Source organism: Undibacterium sp. TJN19 (assembly GCF_049339485.1).
Classification (GTDB): domain Bacteria; phylum Pseudomonadota; class Gammaproteobacteria; order Burkholderiales; family Burkholderiaceae_D; genus Undibacterium.
In genome coordinates this window covers 1,018,007-1,038,244 of sequence record NZ_JBMPPL010000001.1, presented here as the reverse complement: position 1 = coordinate 1,038,244, position 20,238 = coordinate 1,018,007, and the positions used below count along the sequence as shown (strand labels likewise).

The following is a 20,238-nucleotide window of genomic DNA, read 5'->3' as shown; positions in this document are numbered from 1 at the left end:
AATGAAAATTGCCTGTCGTCATCTTTTGCTTATTGCGTCATTTTGCTTTCCCTTGTGGGCACAGGCCCAGCTACCTGTGCTGGCCAATGCCAATCACGAAGCTTTGCTGGCCAGCCCTGATCCGCAACTTGCTGCCAACAAACGCCTGGTTTACGATTTCTGGCGTGAGGTGTTCGAAGGTGGGCACATGGAGCTTGCTGACAAGTATCTGGCAGAATCGTATATGCAACATAATCCTCAGGTGCCGACCGGACGTGCGGCTTTTGTCGAATTGTTCAGCAAGTTTGTGAAGCCGAAGGCGATAGAAGCGAAAATCAAAGCTCTGCTGGTGGCGATCAGTGCCGATGGCAATCTGGTGATTTTGAGTTTTGTGAAAGAAGTGAAGGATCCGCAAGACTCCAGCAAAAAATATACAACGACCTGGTTTGATATGTTCCGCATAGAAAATGGAAAAATTGCTGAACATTGGGACCCAGCGCTGAAATAAATATAAATGAATGCTTGGACTTTAATGTCACACAAGAATCTGAAAGATGAAGCCGCTGTATTGCCAGATAGCTGGCGTTCCGTCATCCTGGGCAAGGCAGCCGGTGCGCAAGTGAAAGTCTTGCGCATGGATAGCGCTGCCTATCCTGATGAAACCCATGATTTCGATGAGGCCCTGCTGGTCATGGATGGGCTGATGAATCTGGACATACACGGTGAAGTTATTACCGTGAACGCCGGTGAACTGTATCTGGTACCTGCCCATACTCCGCATGCCGTGGCAGCGGGTAGTTATGGCACCTTGGTCATTATTGACAGATAGTTGAAAGATAGCCGACAGACAGGATTTGCCCACTGCAATAAAAGTGCATCGCCGCAGCAGGCCAATTTTTGTGTAGTCTTTCAGGGAGTATGCATCATGCAAAAAATTACGCCTTTCCTGTGGTTTGATCAGCAGGCTGAAGAAGCTGTGCAGTTTTACTGCTCTATTTTTAAAGATGCCAAAGTGCTGACTGTTGCCCATTACGGTGAGGGCGCACCCATGCCCAAAGGGACAGTCCTGACCATCAATTTTTCGCTGGCAGGCCAGGAGTTTGTCGCACTCAATGGCGGCCCGCATTACAAGTTCACCCCGGCAATTTCCTTTGTAGTCGATTGTGATAACCAGGAAGAAGTTGATTACTATTGGGAAAAACTGCTGGCAGGCGGCACAGAAGACCAGTGTGCATGGCTGCGCGATAAATACGGCGTGTCATGGCAAATCGTGCCGAAGATACTGATCACTTACCTCAATGATCCCAACCCCATCAAGGCACAAAGAGTGATGATGGCGATGATGCAAATGAAGAAAATTGATATTGCTTTACTGGTGCGTGCCTATAACGGCGAATGAAGCTGGAATGAATCTGATTGATATGGGGCATATCGAATTTGTAAGTTTTGTTTACCATCGCAGGAAATTGACTGGACTTGTGCAAAACTGCCATGAGTTGATGTCCTGACAGCTCATGGCAAACATGAGACGCCTGGGCACAAACTGCATTTCAAAACCATTCAATCCAAGGTAGATCAAAAGTGAAATTATTAATCGCTACGTTCGCTGCATGCATGGCATTTGCCGTGCCTGTCATGTCCCACGCCCAGGCACCTGTCGTCAATCCTTACGGAAAATTTCTGGAAGGTGAAGAAGTCGAAGTGGAAATGGCGCAATTTGCTGCAAAAAATGCAGATGGCTTATATGATGTTTTATTGAAGATGACGGGTGCCGCCGCGTTCAAGGCAGGTATAGACGGCAAAACCCTCAAGTATCAGGCCGTACACGGTGGCTCAGGCGTGGATTATCAGGCCAAGGGCAAGACCAGCATGATAGTGCGTCAAGCGTATGGTGATTCCTGGTCTGTCATGCAGGTTTTTCTGGATGGCAAAACCATTACGCTAAGCGAAATCAAAGCGCGCTCCAAGGAAGTGCAACCCCTGCATTTGCTGACCGCATCAAAGGAAAATGAAAAATAGACTGCGCATGGCAACAGGTGTCTTGCTTGTCACGTTGGCAATGCAAGCGCAGTGTCACGCGCAATCAAAACCCTTGCCACAGACATGCGCAGAACCTGTTGTCATCAAAACCCACGGCAGCAGCACAACTGCGTTTGCTTACCATGCGTCCACCGAGCCGTCAGATGCCAGCACCAATATCGTGTTGTTAATGCTGGTCGGCGGCAGTGGGCATATTGCGCTGGATGACCAGGCTTGTCCCGGTGCGCTGAAGGGCAATTCACTGATACGCAGCCTGAAACTGTTTGAAGCACAGGGATTTAGCACAGCCTTGCCTGATGCGCCTTCAGACTGGCAAGGGCCAGATGGCCTGGCAGGTTTTCGTAATTCCGCATCGCATGCAGAAGATATCGGCCTGATCATACGTCATTTGCGTGATCGGGGTCATGCAAGGGTTTGGCTGGTTGGTACCAGCCGCGGCAGTATTTCTGCGGTCAATGCCGCATCCCGTCTATCCGGCCAGGCAGCGCCTGATGGCCTGGTGCTGACGTCAGCGCTCATGTCGGGGCAGGCATCGGCAAAAAAGCCCTGGGTAGCACAAACGGTCTTTGATTTGCCATTGGAAAACATCCATATCCCGGTATTGCTGTTGGGGCATGCCAGTGATGCCTGCGAACGTTCGCCCGCAGGATTGATGGACAAAGTATCCGCCCGTATCAAATCGGTGCGCTCGCAGGTCGTACTGCTGACCGGCGGCCCGGATCAGCGCGTTGCTGGCAGCCTGCTTGCCTGTGAAGGTAACTCTGCACACGGCTATCTTGGGCAGGAAAGCGAAATGGCCGCTATCATTAGTGGCTTTATACGCAATGAACAAGCGGGCTTGACACCTTTATCGCACTGACCGTATTTTTTCCAAGTATTCGTGGAGCATCTATGCAAACCAAAAAACTCCTTCTCACCCTGTTTGAATACAAGGCCTGGGCAAACAAGGATTTGTATGAGTTATTGAGCTCGGTATCGCCTGAATCGCATCCACGTCAGGTACATGATGCCTTGCGTATCTTGAATCATATCTATGTGGTTGATCAGATTTTTCGGGAAAATTTGCAAAGCAGGCAACATAGTTTTACTGCACTGAATACACCGGCAACCCCATTGCTGGCAGATTTACATGGTGCTGTGTTGGAACTTGATGCATGGTTTATTACCCATCTTATCGGTCTTCCCGAAGACAGTTTTTCTGAACAGATTGCCTTTACCTTTGTCGACGGTACACCAGGGAGCATGACACGTGGTGAAATGTTATTGCATGTCGCCACGCACGGAAATTACCATCGCGGTGCGGTCGGCAGGATACTGTTCCAGATTTCTGTACAGCCACCAAAAGACACATTGACTGTGTACCTGAGCCAGCTTCCCGCCGTGCCGCAATAGATACGGACAGGCATTGACCATCATCAGGCCTTCAACTATCCAGGACGCTGCGCAGATCCAGGGTATTTACCAGCATTGCGTTATCGACGCAGCATGGCAAATCAGGCCTGCGCATGCCATCGCGGATTTTGCATCGTCATCCCAGGGTGAGCTGGTGCTGGTGGCGACCGACGGTCCAGGGCAAGGACAAACTTCAGAGAAAATACTGGCTGTACTGGCGGTGCAGGTCGCCGATTCTTATATCCATCACCTCTATGTTCATCCAGAAGCCAAGGGCAGGGGTCTGGGGAAATCCTTGCTGTTATATTTGCAAGATTTTCTACCCTTTCCATGGCGTCTTAAATGCGTGACAAATAATCATGCTGCTCTGGCGTTTTATCAGCATCTTGGCTGGCGGGAAGTCGCCAGCGGCCATAGCGTCGATGGCCCCTATGTCCTGCTGGAGTTGTCCGCGCCCTTGTTTAAGTCATGAGATAGGCCTGATTCATCTTTCCTGCTTGTGATCTGGGTCTGTTTGATGAATACTGGAACTTAAGCAGTCAGCGCCAAGCTGTATAGTTTATGTACATTGTCCTTTAGCTTATTCAGGGAAGCACATGCCAGGCACAGTCGATGTTTCCAGGGAAGCTTTATATCGCGCCATGATAGAGCAGGCACTGGACGCCCTGCTGGTGATTGAAGACAATAAATTTATTGATTGCAATCTGAGCGCCGAAAAAATGTTCGGACTCCCACGTACGCAATTACTGAACCAGACCCCCATCATCCTGTCTCCCAGAATGCAGGCTGATGGTCGTGAATCCTTGCATGTTGCGCTGGAATATATGGCGCTGGCAATGACGGGGGCACCGCAACGCTTTGAATGGGTTTCCAAGCGTGCCAATGGTGAAATGTTCCTCACGGAAGTTTGCCTCAGCCTTCTGGAAGATGCCGGTTGCCAGCGTATTATTGCCGTTGTACGTGATATTTCTGAACGTAAAAATGCCGAGCAGTTGGGGCACAGGCAAAACGAAAAACTGCGGGTCTTGCTGGAAAATTTTCCTGGCGGTGTTTCCTTGATTGATGAGTCGCTGCGGATGGTCGCCTGGAATCAGGAATTGTTGCGCATGCTGGATTTGCCGCAAGCCTTGTTTGAGGGGCAGCAACCACTGGCACGTGAAGTGTTTGAAGCAAATATCAGGCGTGGCGAGTACGGGGAGTTCAGCAATGCCAGCGATGAAGACAAGCTGGCAAAACTGATGGGCATCATACAAAGTGATGTTCCCTATACCTACGAGCGTGTCCGTTCTGACGGCAGCATCATTGAAGTCAGGGGTGTGCCGGTAGAAGGTGGTGGATTTGTCACTACCTGTCTTGATGTGACGGCCAGGCGGCACATAGAAATTGAATTTCGCAAGCAGTCATTATTCTTGAAGGCGGTATTGGCGCATATGCCGCAAGGCCTGAGTGTTTTCGATGAGCAGCTCAAACTGTATCTATGGAATCAAGGTTTTCTTGATGTACTGGATTATCACCGTGATTCAATTTATCAGGGCGTACCGTTTGAAGACCTGTTGCGCATCATGGCAGAGCGCGGTGAATACGGTGAGGGTGATATCGACGAACTCATTGATCGCCGGCTGCAACTGGCCAGACAATTCCAGCCTCACCAGTTCGAACGCGTCAGACCGAATGCGCATACCCATCTGGTACAGGGTAAGCCCATTCATGAAGATGGCAAGCTCAAAGGTTTTGTGACCACCTATACCGATATTACCGCACTCAAGAAGGTGGAGATGGCCTTGTCAGACGCCAATGCGCGGCTGGAACAAAATGTGGCCGACCGCACCAGAGAACTGCGGCATACCCAGGACGACCTGATGCGCAGTGAAAAACTGGCTGCGCTGGGTTCGCTGGTAGCCGGCGTGGCCCATGAACTCAATACCCCCATCGGTAACAGCTTGCTGACATCCAGTACCCTGCACGCCAAGACCCTGGAGTTTGCGCAAAAAATCGAAGAAGGCGGGATACGCCGCTCAGACCTGACTTCTTATCTACAGGCTGCCCGGCAAGCATCAGAGCTCATAGAACATGGCCTGAAAAGCGCCGCCGATCTTGTGGCCAGCTTCAAGCAGGTAGCAGTGGACCAGGCCAGCTCCAAACGCCGCGTTTTTCATCTGCACAAGGTTTGTCATGACGTTATCGCGACCATGATGGCAAAGATCCGCCAGGCCGGTGTAGAGATTCATCTGGATATTCCTGTTCATATAGAAATGAATAGTTATCCCGGCCCTCTGGACCAGGTTATCTGTAACCTGACAGATAACGCCATCCTGCATGCCTTCGATGGCCGTAATGATGGGAAAATCTGGATAGCCGCACAGATGCGCGGTACAGATCAGGTAGAAATTCATTTTAGTGACAATGGTGCCGGTATCCCCAAAGATAATATCAAACGCATCTTTGATCCCTTCTTCACAACCAAGCTGGGGCAGGGTGGTAGTGGCCTGGGCCTGAATATCGTCTACAACATCGTTTGCGATCTGTTGGGCGGGCAAATTCACATTGAAAGCACAGAAAATGCCGGTGCCAGCTTTGTCATGCAATTGCCGCTGACAGCACCATCTGTTGATGCAGAATAAGTTCACAGACATCCTTACCCATGCGGGGCAGACGCTCGGGTATACTACCTGTCTTTGAATCTGCAATCTGAAAGTAACTATGTCCAGTTCCCCCGCCTGCCCGGTTTGCGGCATGGAAAATACCTACCCGGATGGGGACAACTTTGTTTGTGCTGACTGTGCCCACGAATGGCCGTCACAGGCTGCCATTGCGGCCGATGACAATGACGAACGTGTCGTCAGGGATTCCAATGGCAATGTGCTGGCTGACGGTGATGCCGTGGTCCTGATCAAGGATCTGAAAGTCAAAGGTTCTTCCATCACTTTGAAAATGGGCAGCAAGGTAAAGAGCATACGCCTGGTTGGTGGCGATCATGAAGTGGATTGCAAAATGGACGCAGGCAGTTTCATGCTGAAAGCCTGTTATCTGAAAAAAGTCTGAGCCAACTACACCAACATAATCTGGAGATCTGATGCGACATATTCTGGTATATGGTGATTCATTGTCCTGGGGACTGGTTCCCACGACCCGCAAACGCCTGGGCTTTGAAGAACGCTGGCCAGGCGTGCTTGAAATTGGCCTCAATAGTGCCGAACACAATGTGCGGGTGGTAGAAGATTGTCTGAACGGGCGGCGCACGGTCTGGGATGATCCGTTTAAACCTGGCCGTAACGGGCAGCAGGGCTTGGCGCAGCGCATAGAAAGCCTGTCGCCATTGTCGCTGGTGATCATCATGCTGGGCACGAATGACTTCCAGTCCATGCATCAGAATAATGCCTGGCTGTCTTCGCAGGGGCTGGCAGTGCTCATCAGCACCATACGCCAGGCACCATTGGAACCCGGCATGCCGGTACCACCCATACTCATCGTCGTACCGCCGCCTATTGGCATACCCAAGGGGCTTATCGCGCCTAAATTCATGGGCGGTGAAGAAAAGAGCGATGGCCTGGCAGAAGTATACAAGGACGTGGCCATAGCAAATAATTGCCATTTCTTCGATGCTGGCAGTGTCGTCACGGTCAGTGAATATGATGGTGTCCATCTTGATGCAGATCAGCATCTGATACTGGGCTGGGAACTGGTTGGCGTCGTCACTTCCATATTGAGATAGGTTTTCATGCTGACTGATTTACATGACATTCACAATTTACTGGGCCGCTTTGCAAACAGTTTTGATCTGAAAGACTGGGATGCCCTTGCTGCATGCCTGACGCCATCCGTTTACACAGATTATTCTGACCTGCGTGGTACGCCGCCAGAACAGATGAGCAATCTGCATTATGCAGACTTGCGCCGCATCGCCTTGCAGGAACTACAGACACATCATGTGGGCAGCAATACTGAAATTGACCTGGACTCTTCCGTGACAACTGAAGCCAGGGCCAGGGTGTCTACCATCATTTACCGTAAAAATAAAAATGGTGAAACCCTGCACACGCATTGCCTGTATGCGTTCGGGTTGCAAAAAGATGCAGGGAAATGGCTTATCAGTTCCATCGTCCAAAAAGTGTACTGGAGTGACGGACAGACTGCCATACACAAAGGCATCATCAAATAGGCATCATCAAATAGGCATCGTAAAATAGAAAACCGCAGCCTGTGAACTATCGCTATGAACTACCGGATAGCAAAGATGGCTGCGGTTTACATGCTGCTGGTTTGCAATGCTTTAAGTAAAGTGGATCTGCCCGTCCGTTATACCGATCAGGCCAATCGCGGCGCTGGTGTCGGTGGCAGTGACTGCTGAAGCGATGGCGATGCCATTGGTGATAGATGCTTCCGGCGTCAGGTAATTCAAGCCCCATTCCACGGCAAAAGTATTAGCAACCTTGATCTTGTTGTCGAGCAGGTCGACCACCCAGCCCCAGGTGGCATCGCCCTTGAAGGCACGTGCACCCGCGAGTACGGCGGTTACCATCGTGCCACGGCTTTGCAGCCCGGTATCAAGTTCATTGAGCCAGTACTTCAGGCCATCGGCATCTGCACCGGCGGTCCTGCCCATGGCATTTTTATAGATGATATTGATGAAATCCGTATTGCTTAAATTGGCGCTGTAACCGGTTTGTGCTGGGAACTGGGCGGCAGCGACAAAAAACGCATCACCTATCTGCTTGAAACTCATGCCGGACTTGAACTGGGTAACCCAGTAGTCCAGGCCGTCGGCATCTGGCACGCGGTTGAAATACGCGACATACAATTCTTCCAGTGACTGCAATTCATTGGTCTTGATGGTATGCGCATTGTCATACACCGTGGTGTTAACAATAAAATCAGAGAACTGGATTTTTTCTACATTATGTGCGGCCCAATAGGCGGTGTTTTGAGTACCCACCAATACCGTTGTTCCGGTGACCTGATTGATAAAATAATTACTGCCCTTGCCCAGCGTGGCATTCATCTGCAAGATGTCAGTGCCGCTGCCCCCATCAATATAGTCGTAACGGTTGGCAGTGGTGTCGCTGATCAACAGGGTGTCATTGCCACCGTCGAGTTGCAGGATACTGTTGCTGGCGGTCAGCGTGTTGCTGACACCGGCGATATTGACGACCGCCTTGTCCAGCGTGGTGTTTTCCACCTGCTGGGTGGTGCTCAGGTTTTTACGGATATAGCCGGTATTGTCTATCGTCGTCAGGCTCAGGCTGGCACCGGTTTTATAGGCACCGGTGGCGTAGGCATCAAAATAAAGTTTGTCGCCTGTATTAACGGTTGCACCATTGATCTTCCAGTTAAATGCCAGCAGGCTGCTGTCTGGTGTCGATGGCTGATAGATGCCGGGTATGCTGGTCGACAGCGATAAATAGTCGCCAATCGCGGCATAATATTTCAGGGCGAAGGCTTCTTTTTCGGGCGCGCTGAAAGCAACGCCCAGATGATTCATCTTGGAATCAAGCGTGGCACGCCAGATGCCGGTATCGCGATAATACCCGCCCTGATATGTACCCACCACGCCCAGGTCACCGTCCTGATAGCCTATCCAGGCTGACCAAGGAATCCTGCTCAGTGAATCAGTCACATGCGGGCTGTTGAGGAAACCCGGGTCTGTCAAGGGATAATTGCTGGCAATCGAGGTATCGACATACTCGTCCTGGAAGCCAGCAAAGCTGTGGCCAATTTCATGTAGTACCACTTCTGAAGATGCGACATTGCCCGCTGACGCCCAGGCGATGGAGCCGCCTGCACCGCCATACAGGGCGGTGTTGACCAATACGACAGTCAGTTCATGGGCATCGCTGGCGACAGCCGATGTGACTACCGTGTCTACCTTGCTGAAGTCGCCATACAGCAGGCGGCCATCGCTGCCATGCTGGCTGGAATCGAAATAGGTATTGACGCTGATATTGTTATTGGGTTGATCGGTTCCAGACTGCGCTGAAGCGACAAAGATGGCACTGGCATTGAATAAATTCTTGTACGAAGAAAATGGTGCATTCAATTTTGCATTGGCATCCCCCAGCATGGTTTTGAGGAAAGTGTTGGCATCTGATAGAAACTTGTCGCGTTCAGCAGCCGTGTAGCCTTCTGCTACAAACACAATATCAACACGATTTTTACTGGGACCAGTGGTCAGAAGAGGGGTAACGTCAGCCATGGCGCTTTGACCTTTGTATAAATAAATGAGCTGTTGTTCAAGCGTAAGCCGACATGCTGGGCTTTACCGGAGGTGTTCTATCGTACAACAATGCCATTGAAAAATGGTACATCTTGCAATGATTTCGTTTCAGCAGCTGTAACAAAATGTAGATAAATCATCCTGTCCACAACAGCTGTGCCGAAATCCATGACAAACGGAATAAAACTGCATAACAGTTTTAACGCAGCTTTATCTGGATGTGTTCGGTGCAGGAAAAATAGGAAGGTAAGAGGCTGAAAAGAAACCTGGCAGACGAGAATTGCAGGTATTAATACACATCACGCTGATACAAATGATTCTCTGTCATTTGTTCCAGTTTGTCTTCAGTGAGTATTGATGCCAGCGTAGCGTGCACCTCTTCTGCCATGCCTTGCAGGCTGCCACACACCAGTATGGCAGCACCTTGTGCAACCCATGCCTGGATATCTGCCGAGCGTTCTTGCAATGCATGTTGCACATAGCGTCGTTCTGGCTGATCACGCGAAAAGCACAGATCCAGCCTGGTCAGCACCCCGTTGTTGTGCCAGGCTTCAATTTCTTCCTGATGAAAATAATCATGGGCTGCCTGCCTTTCGCCAAAAAACAGCCAGTTCTGTCGCTGTTTTTTCGCAGCACGTGCCTTGATATGGGCGCGCAAGCCGGCCAGCCCAGTGCCGTTGCCTATCAATATCAGCGGGCAGTCATTTTGTGGGGTATGGAAGTTGCGGTTTTCCCTGATGCGCAAGGCCAGGCGCTGGCCTATCGCGGCATATTCTGTCAGCCAGCCAGAGCCTATGCCCAGGCTGCCATCAGGTCTGCGCATCTGGCGCACCAGTAATTCCAGTTTGCCATCTGCCGGGATGGAGGAGATCGAATATTCGCGATGTGGCAACGGCGCGCGGTTTTCTTCATTGCTGTCGCTGTCTGGATATTGCGGCCCGATTTCTGCAATGTCGCCAGCCTGCCAGACCATGTCACCTTCCGCCGGACGACAACTGATGCGGTATGCCGGGCCACCTAGACTGCCAGGGTTCAGCAATTCACGCCCCGTCAGTATCCAGGCTTGATAGGCTGGTTTGCTCCAGTCAGAAATCTCGGTATGGCCGCTGACCACGCCGAGGTGATGTTGCCAGCGGCGCAGGTCGCTTTCATCGCCGTTATCGACTTCCACGATATCAAACAGACCATGCGCATTCTGATGGCGCAACCATGCAGCGAGCCTGTGCCCGAATGCGCAAAAATGCTGGTAGTGACGGTCACCCAGCGCCAGCACGGCAAAACTCAAATGCGATAGGTCCATGCCTTGCGTCATGATGCGGCGCGTAAATGCGGCGGCATTATCAGGCGCATCCCCTTCGCCGGTGGTGCTGACCACAAACAGGATGCGGCGAGTCTGTTGCAGGATTTCTGCCTTGATATTGCCCAGGGCTGATACGGCCACGGCCAGCCCTGCGGTTTGCAGGTGTTGTGCCGTTTTAATCGCGATTTGTTCTGCATAACCGGTCTGGCTGGCATAGGCAATCAAGATGCCGTGCGCATCAAATTGCTGGGTGTCGGCGCTAAAGCCTGCCAGTGCCGCGCTTTCATTTTCTTTATGCCGTATCCAGATGAACAGGCAAAAACTCAGGTAACTGAGCGCGACCAGGGCCGCCGATAGCTGACGTTGCAAGGCAAACGGCAGGTAGAAACTGGTCACACAGCCGGCAGCCAGCACCAGGCTGCCGAGGCCGCTGATAGCGCGTAAAGAGTAAGGGCGTATTACTGACGTCACTGTGGTTTCAATCAGAGTTCATTTTTCTTGGGCGGCACTGAGACACTTAGTCAAGCATGGCAGCCATGGCAGTGCTCATTTTTTCTTGCATGCCATTTTCATGTCTTTGCAAAAACAGTGCGGCGACATGGTGTGCATTGGCGTAGGCGAGACCGGCTTCACAACCCAGCACGGTCAGGGCGGTTGCCAGCGCATCTGCCTGCATGCACGATGGGTGCAGCACGGTCACCGACGCCAGGTCATTCTCCACCGGGTAGCCGGTACGCGGATCCAGCGTATGCGCATAGCGTTTTCCATCCTGTTCGAAATACTGGCGATAGTCACCCGATGTCGCTACCGACAGGCCATGCAGGGCCACCATATATTCCCTGGCTGGTTTATCCGCATCTGCCGGGCTTTCTATTTTGACCCACCAGGGCGACTGGTCCTGCTTCATGCCCAGTCCGCGCAATTCTCCGCCCACTTCGATCAGGTAACTGCTGATGTCCTGTGCTTCCAGGTAGCGGGCGATCTGGTCGAGGGCAAAACCCTTGCCGATAGAGGACAAATCCAGTGCAATGCTGCCAGTCTGGCGCAGGCGAAGATTGAGGTGATCAAGCTCCAGTGATTTCCAGTTGCCTGCCTGCAAATTGGCATGGATATCAGCATCTGCCGGTCGGCTGCTGCGCTTGCCTGCCGGGCCAAAGCCCCACAGGTCAACCAGCTTGCCCGCGGTGATATCGTAAGCCCCCTGTGTCTGTTGTGACAGATACAGGCTGTAATCGACGAGCCTGAAAAATTCTGGTGGCAGGCTTTGCCATACCAGTGCAGGCGCGCGGTTGAAAGCACAGAGCAGTGATGAGGGGTCCCAGGTACTCATCTGCATGACGACCTGGTTCAGTTCTGCTTCTATGCCAGTCTGCAAGCGGTGAGCATTGTGGCCCTCATGTCCTGGCAGGCCAAGCAATTGCACTGTCCAGCTGGTGCCCATGCTTTTGCCCTTGAGTGTGTGGCTGATGGCATGGGCAGGCGGAATTGCTGGTTCCGCCACATCCAGCGGTATAAAAACACGACGCATTTGCGATTGATTATGCTGGTAGATTATGTCGGCAAAAAAGCTGGATTACTGTGGCAAGACTTCCAGCGTGGCGACATAGCTGGCCACCCTGGATTTTGCTGGTGCCTTGGCTTTTGTGTCGTCCTTGATTTCGGCTTCGAGCCAGTACAGGCCTGCATTGGCCCAGGTGACGCTGAACTTGCCTTCGTTGTCAGTGACTACGGTTTTTTCGTCGAGTTTCTGACGATAGCGTATGCCACCCGGGATGAGTGTGACACTGACTTTGGCCGCAGGTTTGCCATCCAGCGTCAGGCGGAATTGTGCCGTTTCACCGGCAACCAAGTCATTCGGATGGGTAATGCCACTCAATTCCAGGCCACTGCCAGTAATGTCCATGGCCTTGCCGCCGGGTTTACCATTGGTGACAAAGGTTTCTATGCGGCCTGAACGCTGGGTGACTTGCAGTTCTTCTGCATTTGCCGGTACCTCCTTGGCAAAGGTTTCTGCCGTCCCGCGCCAGCGCTTGACCTTGCCGTCTTCTTTATAGCTGGCAAACAGGCCTTCATTGAGGATGCCCATTTTATAACTGCCAGTCTGGCTTAATTTCACGTCAAAGCTGCTGCGGAACTTGCCTGTGCTGGTATTTTCCGGTTTCAAGGCAGTGCCGTCCGGCGCGGTGATGAACAGGTTGTCGAGCTTCAAAGGCATGTGATCAAAAACAAAGACATCCGTCGCGGCAGCGGCATCCACCGTGACCCACGGGGTATTGCCTGCCACCACTGTGGATGACGGTACCAGGAAAGCGCGGTGTGCCTGGGCTGTGAAAGTTGCGCAAGCCAGTACAGAGAAGAGGGCGATTTTTTTAAAAGTTTTCATGATAGTCTGTGTGCCTGGTTATTTAATGGTGACAGCAATCGCACCCAGTTCATTCGTGCCCTGTGCTTTCAGGTTTTGCTCGCCTTTGGCTTGCCACTGGAATGGTATTTTGACGACTTCACGGCCACCGCCTTCACGTGCAGCTTCAACGATGAGTTGATATTCACCTGCCGGCAATTTGGCCAGCACGCCTTTATCACCAGCGAAACTCAGGGTCTGCTCGCCTGTGGTACGGGTGGCACCGCTGATGCCGTCCACCGGCATTTGCAATTCACGACCACTGCGACGCCACCATTGGCGCAAATCCTTCAACCATTTGGCACCTTCATTGTCGCGTTTTTTCAGGTCATACCAGACTGACAGGTTGCCGGCAAAGGTCTGGTCAGGTTTTTCCAGCCAGATGGCCACATACGGCTTATGGTATTCAGCCACGGTCAGGCGTGGCACTTCGACCTTCAGTGTCAGGTCGGCCGCAACCGCATTCACGGCTGGTGCACCCAGCAGGCTGCTGATGGCAAACGGGAGTAATTTACGCATGTGAAAAAACCTTTTAATCGACAATTAATGAATAAAAACCAAAGCTAATATCAAGGGTAAAACCAAACCAAAGGCGACAAACGGCCAGGTGCCCGGGCGCTTGCTCGCATGCATTTTCAGCAGGAACAGGCCAGTCACGCAAAAAATCAGGCAGGCGACGGCAAAAACATCAATGAACCAGTTCCAGGCTGTGCCAGTATTGCGACCCTTGTGCAAATCATTGAGGTAAGCGATCCAGCCACGGCTGGTCAGCTCATATTCCACATCACCGCTGTCAAGAGCGATACGTACCCAGGCATCACCACCAGGGCGGGGCAAGGCAACATAGACTTCTTCCGGCGACCATTCAGGGGTCTGCCCATACGTCTGTATGCTCAGATCATGCGCCAGCCAGTCAGCAACGCCAGCCGGTAAAACCTTGCCCTTGGTATCGTTCAGGCCAGTCAACTGATTGAGCAATGGTGCTGGCAATGTTCCATTCTTCTTGCTCACTACAGGATGCGCTTCTATCTGCGCCGAATGGTTCAGGGTAATGCCGGTAAGAGCAAACACCAGCATCGCCACCAGACACATGGCCGAACTGATCCAGTGCCATTGATGCAGGTGACGTAACCAGAATGCCCTGCTTTGCTGGGATGGCAAGTTATCAGAATTGGGATGTGGCATTGCGCTGATGCGTATTATTTTAAATGATAATTCTAAATGATAATTATTCTCAATTGTACATGAATAGCATTGTCAAAACAGCCGAAATTGTACATTTTTGTAGACTGATTGCAGGGCATTAATAATTTGAAAACAAGACACGCGCGAAGGATGTGCGGCAATTGAATGTCAGGCAGATGGTGAAACCGGAAGGCCTTACCGGGCACGCATGATAAAATTTCAGAGCGCAAAGGGGCTATCATGTGGGATGGCAATCGCCAGACTCCATTGCCTCATCCACATTTCATCCGTATTTCATTTTTTTATCTCATCTCATATATGAACGTTGTCATTCTCGCCGCAGGCATGGGCAAACGCATGCAATCTTCCTTACCCAAGGTCTTGCATGCCCTGGCCGGGAAACCCTTGTTATTGCATGTCATAGACACAGCCCGCCAATTGCATGCTACGACCATCAGTGTGATTTACGGGCACGGTGGTGAGCAGGTGCCAACTGCCGTGGCAGCAGAGGATTTGCGGTTCGCCCTCCAGCAACCACAACTGGGTACAGGGCACGCGGTGGCGCAAGCCATCCCTGTTCTGGATGATGGCGTGCCTACTTTAATCCTGTATGGTGACGTGCCCATGACCACGGTAAGCAGTTTGAAGCGTTTGATTGCCGCTGGCGGCAATGACAAACTGGCCATCCTGACCGCCGAGATGCCTGACCCCACTGGCCTTGGCCGCATCGTCAGGGAAAATGACAAGATCACACGCATCGTCGAACAAAAAGATGCAAGTGAAGCCGAGCGCAAGATTACCGAAATCAATACCGGCATCATGCTGGCACCCACGGCGCAGCTGAAGCGCTGGCTCGGTCAGTTATCCAATCACAATGCGCAAGGTGAATATTATCTGACCGATATCGTCGCTCAGGCCGTGGCGGAGGGCGTGCCGGTGACATCGGCGCAGCCAGATGCTATCTGGGAAACGCTGGGTGTCAACAGCAAGGTGCAACTGGCAGACCTGGAGCGCACCTACCAGCGCAATATCGCCCAGCAATTGCTGGAGCAAGGCGTGGGTCTGTATGACCCGGCGCGTATCGACGTGCGCGGCAGCCTGCAATGCGGACGTGATGTCAGTATCGATGTCGGTTGCGTATTCATCGGTCATGTCAGGCTGGATGACGGTGTCAGCATAGGCCCCAACTGCGTCATCACCAATGCCCATATCGGCGCTGGCAGCACCATCAAGGCATTTTGTCATATTGAAGATGCCATCGTTGGTGCACAAGGGCAGATAGGCCCGTATGCGCGCCTGCGCCCAGGTGCCGAGCTGGCTGAAGATGTACACATCGGCAATTTCGTTGAAGTCAAAAACAGCCAGATTGCCGCGCATAGCAAGGCCAATCATCTGGCCTATATTGGCGATGCAACCATAGGCAGCCGCGTCAATATTGGTGCTGGTACCATCACCTGCAATTATGATGGCGTGAACAAATCCCGTACCATCATCGAAGATGATGCCTTCATCGGTAGTGACAGCCAACTGGTGGCACCCGTACGTGTGGGCAAAGGGGCGACACTGGGTGCAGGTACGACGCTGACCAAAGATGCGCCTGCTGGCAAGCTGACCGTGTCACGTGCCCGGCAAATGACGATCGATGGCTGGCAAAGGCCAGAAAAAATCAAAAAATAAATCAGGGTTTACTGATGGCGATATCGGTCACGACAAATGGTTCATGTCGCCCTCATCGCCATCTTCATTCCTCACTGAAAACCTGTCATTATCAAGACAGTTTTTGCAGCAGCTCACTGGCACTGCGCGCTTGTGGCGCATTGTGCTTCACCACTTCATTCAAAAAATTCTTTGCATCGTCAGGCCGTTGTTGTTCCATTGCCAGGCTGGCAGCGCGCATCCATACGGCACCACGGAAGAATAAATCGCTCTGTGCAAACTGTTGTGCTTCCAAAACATCTTTCAACAATTGTTGCCCCTGCTGATTGCGATTCATGACTTTTGGAACAGCCAGATAGGTACTGGCGGCAACGAAGCGCACTTCCAGAGCGACCGGTACTGAACCGTGCATAGCCTGGCGGTAGTCTGCTTTGTCTGCCTCGTCTGCTAATCGCAAAGCCTGTTCCACCATGGCCGTGCCGTCTTCCAGCGCATTATTTTTTTCACCCCTGACAAATTTTTCCAGAGAAGATTTTGCAGTGGCAGCGCCGGTATAAGACAGCAGCAAAGGATTATTGGGTTCCTGTTTCAGCAAATTGCTAAAACTGCTCAGGGCGGTCTGGCTGGCCTTGCTGGCCGCATCAATTTCAATTTGACCCAGTGAATTAATATAGTCCTGGTTCAACCAGGCGGTCACTGAGGCAGCGACGCGCTGCTCCTGACTGACGGTAGGTGTCGCAATCAACTGCTTCAGCGCAGACCGGAATTCTGTTTCTGAAAATGCCATTGCATTGCTGGCTGTGATCAAAGCCAGTGCGCTGGCAAGGGCGAGTTTTTTTGTATTAGCGGCTGTAAAGATAGTGGAAAGTGTTTTCATGATGCGCTCCATGTAAGTGATGGCAAACAATGTTGGGGACAGCAGGGACAGATTAAGACTCCCGGCTCAAGCCCGCCATCGCGATGAGATCAAACGCCTGAAAATGGTGTGAACCCATAAAATTCTGTCGCCAAATGCAAATAAAAATGCAAATGAAATTCGCACATGACTTTCATTTCGAGAGCAGCATTTTTGCAACAGCCTTTGCGCCGGCCCTCAGGCAGACCCGTTTAGAAAGGGAACTGAAAGCTTCCATTCTTTAGCATACGCCCTGACCGCATGAGCTTCATGCGGCCTAAAAATAAAACACCAGGAGAACACCAATGAAGAAGCTACTAGGCGCTGCGGCGCTGGTCGGCATGGCAAGTGCTGCACACGCGCAAACCAGCGTCACGGTTTATGGCTTGCTTGATGCCAACATCACCTACAACAACAATGCAGATGCCAACAAGAACAGCCAGTTCAAATTGAACAGTGGCGGCATGAACACCTCACGCTTTGGCCTGCGCGGCAGTGAAGATCTGGGTAATGGCCTGAAAGCCATCATGCAGCTCGAAGGCGGCATCCTGCTCGACACCGGCGCGTCTGATGGCGACCTCTTTGGTCGCCAGGCCAATGTGGGTTTGCAAGGCGATTTTGGCCGCGTCGTGGCAGGCCGTTCTTACAGCACGACCTATGATTTCATCTTGCCTTTTGATCCGCTGGGCTATGCGCCGCAATATTCGTGGGCAACTTCTGGCGGCGCTACGGGTAACCGTAAAGATGGCATGCTGACCACCATTTCCAATCTGCTCAAATACCAGTATGACGGCAAAGGCTACAAGCTGGGCGCGACCTATGGTTTTGGTGAAGTCGCTGGCAATACTTCAGGCAACGCCAAAGCCATCATAGCGGCCAGTGTATTCGATGGTCCCTGGGCAGTGGTGGCAACCTATGAGCAAAATAATAGTGCACCGATCGCCAATGGCTCCTACGACCAGGCCAAGGTCTTGCACCTGGGGGCGACCTATGATTTGGGAGATGCCAAATTATTTGCCGGTTACCGCAACTTCAAGAAAACCCTGGCAGCAGGTGGCGCTGACCAGCGCAGTGACATGCTATGGCTGGGGGCTAACTACAACGTGGCACCAGCCTGGACACTGACGGGTGTCTACTACTATCAGGACATCAAGAACGTGGCACCGGGTGCAGATGCCGATCCGGGTTTGCTGAGCTTGAGGGCCAAATATGCGCTGTCGAAACGTACTGACCTGTATGTGGCAGGTGGTTATGCCAAGGCCAGCAATAACAAGCTGACCGGGGTGTCGCGTGATGATGCGGGGTTTGCGAGTAGTCAGAGTTCGGTGACAGCCGGCATTCAACACCGCTTCTAGTCAAGTATTGGTCAGGCTACTGCGCAACGCTACTTTGAGCCTGCGATGCTCGTCGTACTAAAGTACGACTGCGCTTCTTAAAAAAACTAGCGGCGCTCGCTACGCCTGGACAAAGCTTCCTCGACCAACAGGAGTCGGTAAAAATACCAAGAATGTCACTTTCAGCCCAAATACATAACGCTGAAACGTGGCCTGATTCAATGTGGCCTGACTTCTTTCTTGAGTGCGGCCATGGCCATTTTTTCTACCAGGCCGGGCATGATTAATTTTAGCCAGCGGGCCAGTTTGCCTTTGAAGGTCATGACGACTTCGCGGTCGCCGCGTTCGAAGCCGCTGATGATCAGGGCGGCGCATTTTTCTACCGACATGGCACCGTCTTCTTTCAGGCCGCTGCTGCCGGCGGCTTCACCTGCGGCATTATAACCGTGGTAGCGGATCTGGGTGGCGACCACGCCAGGGTAGGCCAGCGTGACCTTGACACCGCTGCCGCTTAATTCTGCACGCAGGCTTTCAAAAAAACCACCCATGGCAAACTTGCTGGCACTGTAGGCGGTGCGGCCAGGCACGCCAATCAGGCCTGCCAGCGAAGACACCGCGACGATGCTGCCATGGGATTTTTTGATATAGGGCAGGGCAGCATGGGTGCACCAGATGCTGCCCCAGAAATTGATACGCATCAGTTCCTGGTACCAGCCCAGGCTGTCGACTTCTTCAAACAGCGCCTGTGCTGATTTGCCGGCGTTATTGATCAACACATCGATACTGCCAAATTGTTCAACTGCTGCTTCTATCAGATGCCGGCAATTTGATTCGACACTGACATCTGTTTTCACCACCAGGGAAACCGCACCAAAGGCCTTGCATTCAGCGGCCACTTTCTTTAGCGCGTCTTCATTGCGTGCTGCTAAAACCAGTGCCAGGCTAGTGCCATATTTGCGCGCCAGCTGGCGCGCCATTTCTGCTCCTATTCCATCTGAACTGCCAGTGATCACGACAACCTTGTGTTTTGCCTTCATAGTTTATAACTTTCGTCCATGCGATCGAGTTTGCGTATCAATGAGGGCCAGACAAATGCGCCGCCCAATCCACCTGTCTGCACACGCATGGCCTCTGCAACACCTTTCACGATGAGAGGGTTCACATGCACCAGTTCACCGCCTGCCTGCGCCGCCAGTTGGATCTGGCAAGTCGCTTCAAAGGTGTACATGGAAAGGAAGGCATCTGCGATAGATTTGCCTGTAGTCAATAAGCCATGATTGCGCAACATTAAGAAGTTAGCCTGTCCCATGTCAGCTTGCAAGCGCGGTTTTTCATCTTCCCTGAAGGCAACCCCCTCATATTCATGATATGCGAGTGAAGCCAGCACAAAAGTGGATTGTTGGGAGATGGGCAGTACACCACATTTTTGTGCACTTACTGCAACACCTGCGCGCGTGTGGGTATGCAGGACGCATTGCACATCTTCTCTTGCGGCATGTACTGCACTGTGGATGACGAAGCCTGCCGGGTTCACCGGGAAAGGTGAATCAATCACCTTATTGCACTGCTGGTCGACCTTTACCAGCGATGAAGCGGTGATCTCATCAAACATCAGGCCATACGGGTTAATCAGGAAATGATGCTCAGGGCCGGGGATGCGCGCACTGATATGCGTAAATACCAGGTCACTCCAGCCATAAGCGGCAACCAGGCGGTAACAGGCGGCAAGGTCGATGCGTAACTGCCATTCTTCTGCGCTGACCTGATCTTTGACGGATGGGATATGCATGATGTCTCTCTTGTTGTATGTGTGCTTATGGGTTGATTTTCTTGTTTTTTCTGGCT

The 20,238-nt window shown here is 52.0% G+C and carries 22 protein-coding genes; 13 read left to right on the top strand and 9 right to left on the bottom strand.

Annotated elements, in window-relative coordinates:
• The first annotated feature begins 1 nt into the window (after position 1).
• From ACO0LH_RS04870 to ACO0LH_RS04820, 11 genes are all read left to right on the top strand, one after another.
• Positions 2 to 487 (top strand): nuclear transport factor 2 family protein, encoded by a 486-nt coding sequence (locus ACO0LH_RS04870; RefSeq protein WP_422939908.1) that lies wholly within the window; start codon positions 2 to 4, stop codon positions 485 to 487.
• 24 nt (positions 488 to 511) lie between these two features.
• Complete coding sequence (locus ACO0LH_RS04865) at positions 512 to 808, top strand: cupin domain-containing protein (RefSeq protein ID WP_422939906.1); 297 nt, start codon at positions 512 to 514, stop codon at positions 806 to 808.
• 96 nt (positions 809 to 904) lie between these two features.
• Complete coding sequence (locus ACO0LH_RS04860; RefSeq protein ID WP_422939905.1) at positions 905 to 1,378, top strand: VOC family protein; 474 nt, start codon at positions 905 to 907, stop codon at positions 1,376 to 1,378.
• A 182-nt stretch (positions 1,379 to 1,560) separates the two neighbouring features.
• Positions 1,561 to 1,998 carry a hypothetical protein gene (locus tag ACO0LH_RS04855; protein WP_422939904.1) on the top strand — a complete coding sequence of 146 codons (438 nt, stop codon included), beginning with the start codon at positions 1,561 to 1,563 and terminating at the stop codon, positions 1,996 to 1,998.
• Entirely contained in the window at positions 1,988 to 2,878 is an 891-nt protein-coding gene (locus tag ACO0LH_RS04850; protein WP_422939903.1) for an alpha/beta hydrolase, read from the top strand. The genes ACO0LH_RS04855 and ACO0LH_RS04850 overlap by 11 nt, the downstream gene beginning before the upstream one ends.
• 32 nt (positions 2,879 to 2,910) lie before the next feature.
• Positions 2,911 to 3,411, top strand: a complete 501-nt coding sequence (locus tag ACO0LH_RS04845; protein WP_422939902.1) for a DinB family protein — start codon at positions 2,911 to 2,913, stop codon at positions 3,409 to 3,411.
• 13 nt (positions 3,412 to 3,424) lie between these two features.
• On the top strand, positions 3,425 to 3,883 hold the full coding sequence (locus tag ACO0LH_RS04840) for a GNAT family N-acetyltransferase (RefSeq protein ID WP_422939901.1): 459 nt from the start codon (positions 3,425 to 3,427) through the stop codon (positions 3,881 to 3,883).
• 124 nt (positions 3,884 to 4,007) lie between these two features.
• Complete coding sequence (locus ACO0LH_RS04835) at positions 4,008 to 6,032, top strand: PAS-domain containing protein (protein WP_422939900.1); 2,025 nt, start codon at positions 4,008 to 4,010, stop codon at positions 6,030 to 6,032.
• A 79-nt stretch (positions 6,033 to 6,111) separates the two neighbouring features.
• A complete protein-coding gene (locus ACO0LH_RS04830; protein ID WP_422939899.1) occupies positions 6,112 to 6,453 on the top strand; it encodes a zinc ribbon domain-containing protein YjdM in 342 nt (113 codons plus the stop codon).
• A gap of 31 nt (positions 6,454 to 6,484) precedes the next feature.
• Positions 6,485 to 7,123, top strand: coding sequence for an SGNH/GDSL hydrolase family protein (locus ACO0LH_RS04825; protein WP_422939897.1), 639 nt, complete (start codon positions 6,485 to 6,487; stop codon positions 7,121 to 7,123).
• 6 nt (positions 7,124 to 7,129) lie between these two features.
• Positions 7,130 to 7,570 (top strand): nuclear transport factor 2 family protein, encoded by a 441-nt coding sequence (locus ACO0LH_RS04820; protein WP_422939896.1) that lies wholly within the window; start codon positions 7,130 to 7,132, stop codon positions 7,568 to 7,570.
• Positions 7,571 to 7,681: 111 nt separating this feature from the next.
• Here the strand turns inward: ACO0LH_RS04820 and ACO0LH_RS04815 are convergent, their stop codons facing one another.
• The 6 genes from ACO0LH_RS04815 to ACO0LH_RS04790 all read right to left on the bottom strand — a co-directional run bounded on the left by ACO0LH_RS04815 (position 7,682) and on the right by ACO0LH_RS04790 (position 14,508).
• Entirely contained in the window at positions 7,682 to 9,601 is a 1,920-nt protein-coding gene (locus ACO0LH_RS04815) for a M64 family metallopeptidase (protein ID WP_422939895.1), read from the bottom strand.
• A gap of 310 nt (positions 9,602 to 9,911) precedes the next feature.
• Positions 9,912 to 11,303 (bottom strand): sulfite reductase subunit alpha, encoded by a 1,392-nt coding sequence (locus ACO0LH_RS04810; protein ID WP_422940565.1) that lies wholly within the window; start codon positions 11,301 to 11,303, stop codon positions 9,912 to 9,914.
• Positions 11,304 to 11,439: 136 nt separating this feature from the next.
• Positions 11,440 to 12,450, bottom strand: a complete 1,011-nt coding sequence (locus tag ACO0LH_RS04805) for an FAD:protein FMN transferase (RefSeq protein WP_422939894.1) — start codon at positions 12,448 to 12,450, stop codon at positions 11,440 to 11,442.
• Positions 12,451 to 12,495: 45 nt separating this feature from the next.
• The gene (locus tag ACO0LH_RS04800) at positions 12,496 to 13,305 is read right to left on the bottom strand and encodes a DUF4198 domain-containing protein (protein ID WP_422939893.1); all 810 of its coding nucleotides are present in this window, start codon (positions 13,303 to 13,305) and stop codon (positions 12,496 to 12,498) included.
• A gap of 18 nt (positions 13,306 to 13,323) precedes the next feature.
• Positions 13,324 to 13,842: a DUF2271 domain-containing protein gene (locus ACO0LH_RS04795; protein WP_422939892.1), complete on the bottom strand. Its 519-nt coding sequence runs from the start codon at positions 13,840 to 13,842 to the stop codon at positions 13,324 to 13,326.
• 24 nt (positions 13,843 to 13,866) lie between these two features.
• Entirely contained in the window at positions 13,867 to 14,508 is a 642-nt protein-coding gene (locus ACO0LH_RS04790) for a PepSY-associated TM helix domain-containing protein (protein WP_422939891.1), read from the bottom strand.
• Between the two features lie 318 nt (positions 14,509 to 14,826).
• On the opposite strand from ACO0LH_RS04790, the gene glmU reads away from it, so the two are divergent.
• Positions 14,827 to 16,185, top strand: coding sequence for a bifunctional UDP-N-acetylglucosamine diphosphorylase/glucosamine-1-phosphate N-acetyltransferase GlmU (gene glmU / locus ACO0LH_RS04785; RefSeq protein WP_422939890.1), 1,359 nt, complete (start codon positions 14,827 to 14,829; stop codon positions 16,183 to 16,185).
• A 91-nt stretch (positions 16,186 to 16,276) separates the two neighbouring features.
• Here glmU and ACO0LH_RS04780 read toward each other — a convergent pair whose 3' ends face one another.
• Entirely contained in the window at positions 16,277 to 17,041 is a 765-nt protein-coding gene (locus ACO0LH_RS04780) for a hypothetical protein (RefSeq protein WP_422939889.1), read from the bottom strand.
• Positions 17,042 to 17,364: 323 nt separating this feature from the next.
• On the opposite strand from ACO0LH_RS04780, the gene ACO0LH_RS04775 reads away from it, so the two are divergent.
• Positions 17,365 to 18,414 (top strand): porin, encoded by a 1,050-nt coding sequence (locus ACO0LH_RS04775; protein WP_422939888.1) that lies wholly within the window; start codon positions 17,365 to 17,367, stop codon positions 18,412 to 18,414.
• A gap of 197 nt (positions 18,415 to 18,611) precedes the next feature.
• On the opposite strand, the gene ACO0LH_RS04770 is transcribed toward ACO0LH_RS04775, so the two are convergent.
• Together ACO0LH_RS04770 and ACO0LH_RS04765 are read right to left on the bottom strand one after the other, a co-directional pair.
• Entirely contained in the window at positions 18,612 to 19,430 is an 819-nt protein-coding gene (locus ACO0LH_RS04770; RefSeq protein WP_422939887.1) for an SDR family oxidoreductase, read from the bottom strand.
• A complete protein-coding gene (locus ACO0LH_RS04765; RefSeq protein WP_422939886.1) occupies positions 19,427 to 20,182 on the bottom strand; it encodes a class II aldolase/adducin family protein in 756 nt (251 codons plus the stop codon). The genes ACO0LH_RS04770 and ACO0LH_RS04765 overlap by 4 nt, the downstream gene beginning before the upstream one ends.
• Between the last annotated feature and the right edge of the window lie 56 nt (positions 20,183 to 20,238).

Bases quoted from the DNA above. Each gene is read 5' to 3' on its own strand.
- ACO0LH_RS04805 (WP_422939894.1), bottom strand. From the start codon at position 12,450: ATGCGTCGTGTTTTTATACCGCTGGATGTGGCGGAACCAGCAATTCCG.
- ACO0LH_RS04850 (WP_422939903.1), top strand. From the start codon at position 1,988: ATGAAAAATAGACTGCGCATGGCAACAGGTGTCTTGCTTGTCACGTTG.
- ACO0LH_RS04830 (WP_422939899.1), top strand. From the start codon at position 6,112: ATGTCCAGTTCCCCCGCCTGCCCGGTTTGCGGCATGGAAAATACCTAC.
- ACO0LH_RS04770 (WP_422939887.1), bottom strand. From the start codon at position 19,430: ATGAAGGCAAAACACAAGGTTGTCGTGATCACTGGCAGTTCAGATGGA.
- ACO0LH_RS04800 (WP_422939893.1), bottom strand. From the start codon at position 13,305: ATGAAAACTTTTAAAAAAATCGCCCTCTTCTCTGTACTGGCTTGCGCA.
- ACO0LH_RS04795 (WP_422939892.1), bottom strand. From the start codon at position 13,842: ATGCGTAAATTACTCCCGTTTGCCATCAGCAGCCTGCTGGGTGCACCA.
- glmU (WP_422939890.1), top strand. From the start codon at position 14,827: ATGAACGTTGTCATTCTCGCCGCAGGCATGGGCAAACGCATGCAATCT.
- ACO0LH_RS04825 (WP_422939897.1), top strand. From the start codon at position 6,485: ATGCGACATATTCTGGTATATGGTGATTCATTGTCCTGGGGACTGGTT.
- ACO0LH_RS04780 (WP_422939889.1), bottom strand. From the start codon at position 17,041: ATGAAAACACTTTCCACTATCTTTACAGCCGCTAATACAAAAAAACTC.
- ACO0LH_RS04870 (WP_422939908.1), top strand. From the start codon at position 2: ATGAAAATTGCCTGTCGTCATCTTTTGCTTATTGCGTCATTTTGCTTT.
- ACO0LH_RS04860 (WP_422939905.1), top strand. From the start codon at position 905: ATGCAAAAAATTACGCCTTTCCTGTGGTTTGATCAGCAGGCTGAAGAA.
- ACO0LH_RS04765 (WP_422939886.1), bottom strand. From the start codon at position 20,182: ATGCATATCCCATCCGTCAAAGATCAGGTCAGCGCAGAAGAATGGCAG.
- ACO0LH_RS04845 (WP_422939902.1), top strand. From the start codon at position 2,911: ATGCAAACCAAAAAACTCCTTCTCACCCTGTTTGAATACAAGGCCTGG.
- ACO0LH_RS04790 (WP_422939891.1), bottom strand. From the start codon at position 14,508: ATGCCACATCCCAATTCTGATAACTTGCCATCCCAGCAAAGCAGGGCA.
- ACO0LH_RS04775 (WP_422939888.1), top strand. From the start codon at position 17,365: ATGAAGAAGCTACTAGGCGCTGCGGCGCTGGTCGGCATGGCAAGTGCT.
- ACO0LH_RS04865 (WP_422939906.1), top strand. From the start codon at position 512: ATGTCACACAAGAATCTGAAAGATGAAGCCGCTGTATTGCCAGATAGC.
- ACO0LH_RS04815 (WP_422939895.1), bottom strand. From the start codon at position 9,601: ATGGCTGACGTTACCCCTCTTCTGACCACTGGTCCCAGTAAAAATCGT.
- ACO0LH_RS04820 (WP_422939896.1), top strand. From the start codon at position 7,130: ATGCTGACTGATTTACATGACATTCACAATTTACTGGGCCGCTTTGCA.
- ACO0LH_RS04835 (WP_422939900.1), top strand. From the start codon at position 4,008: ATGCCAGGCACAGTCGATGTTTCCAGGGAAGCTTTATATCGCGCCATG.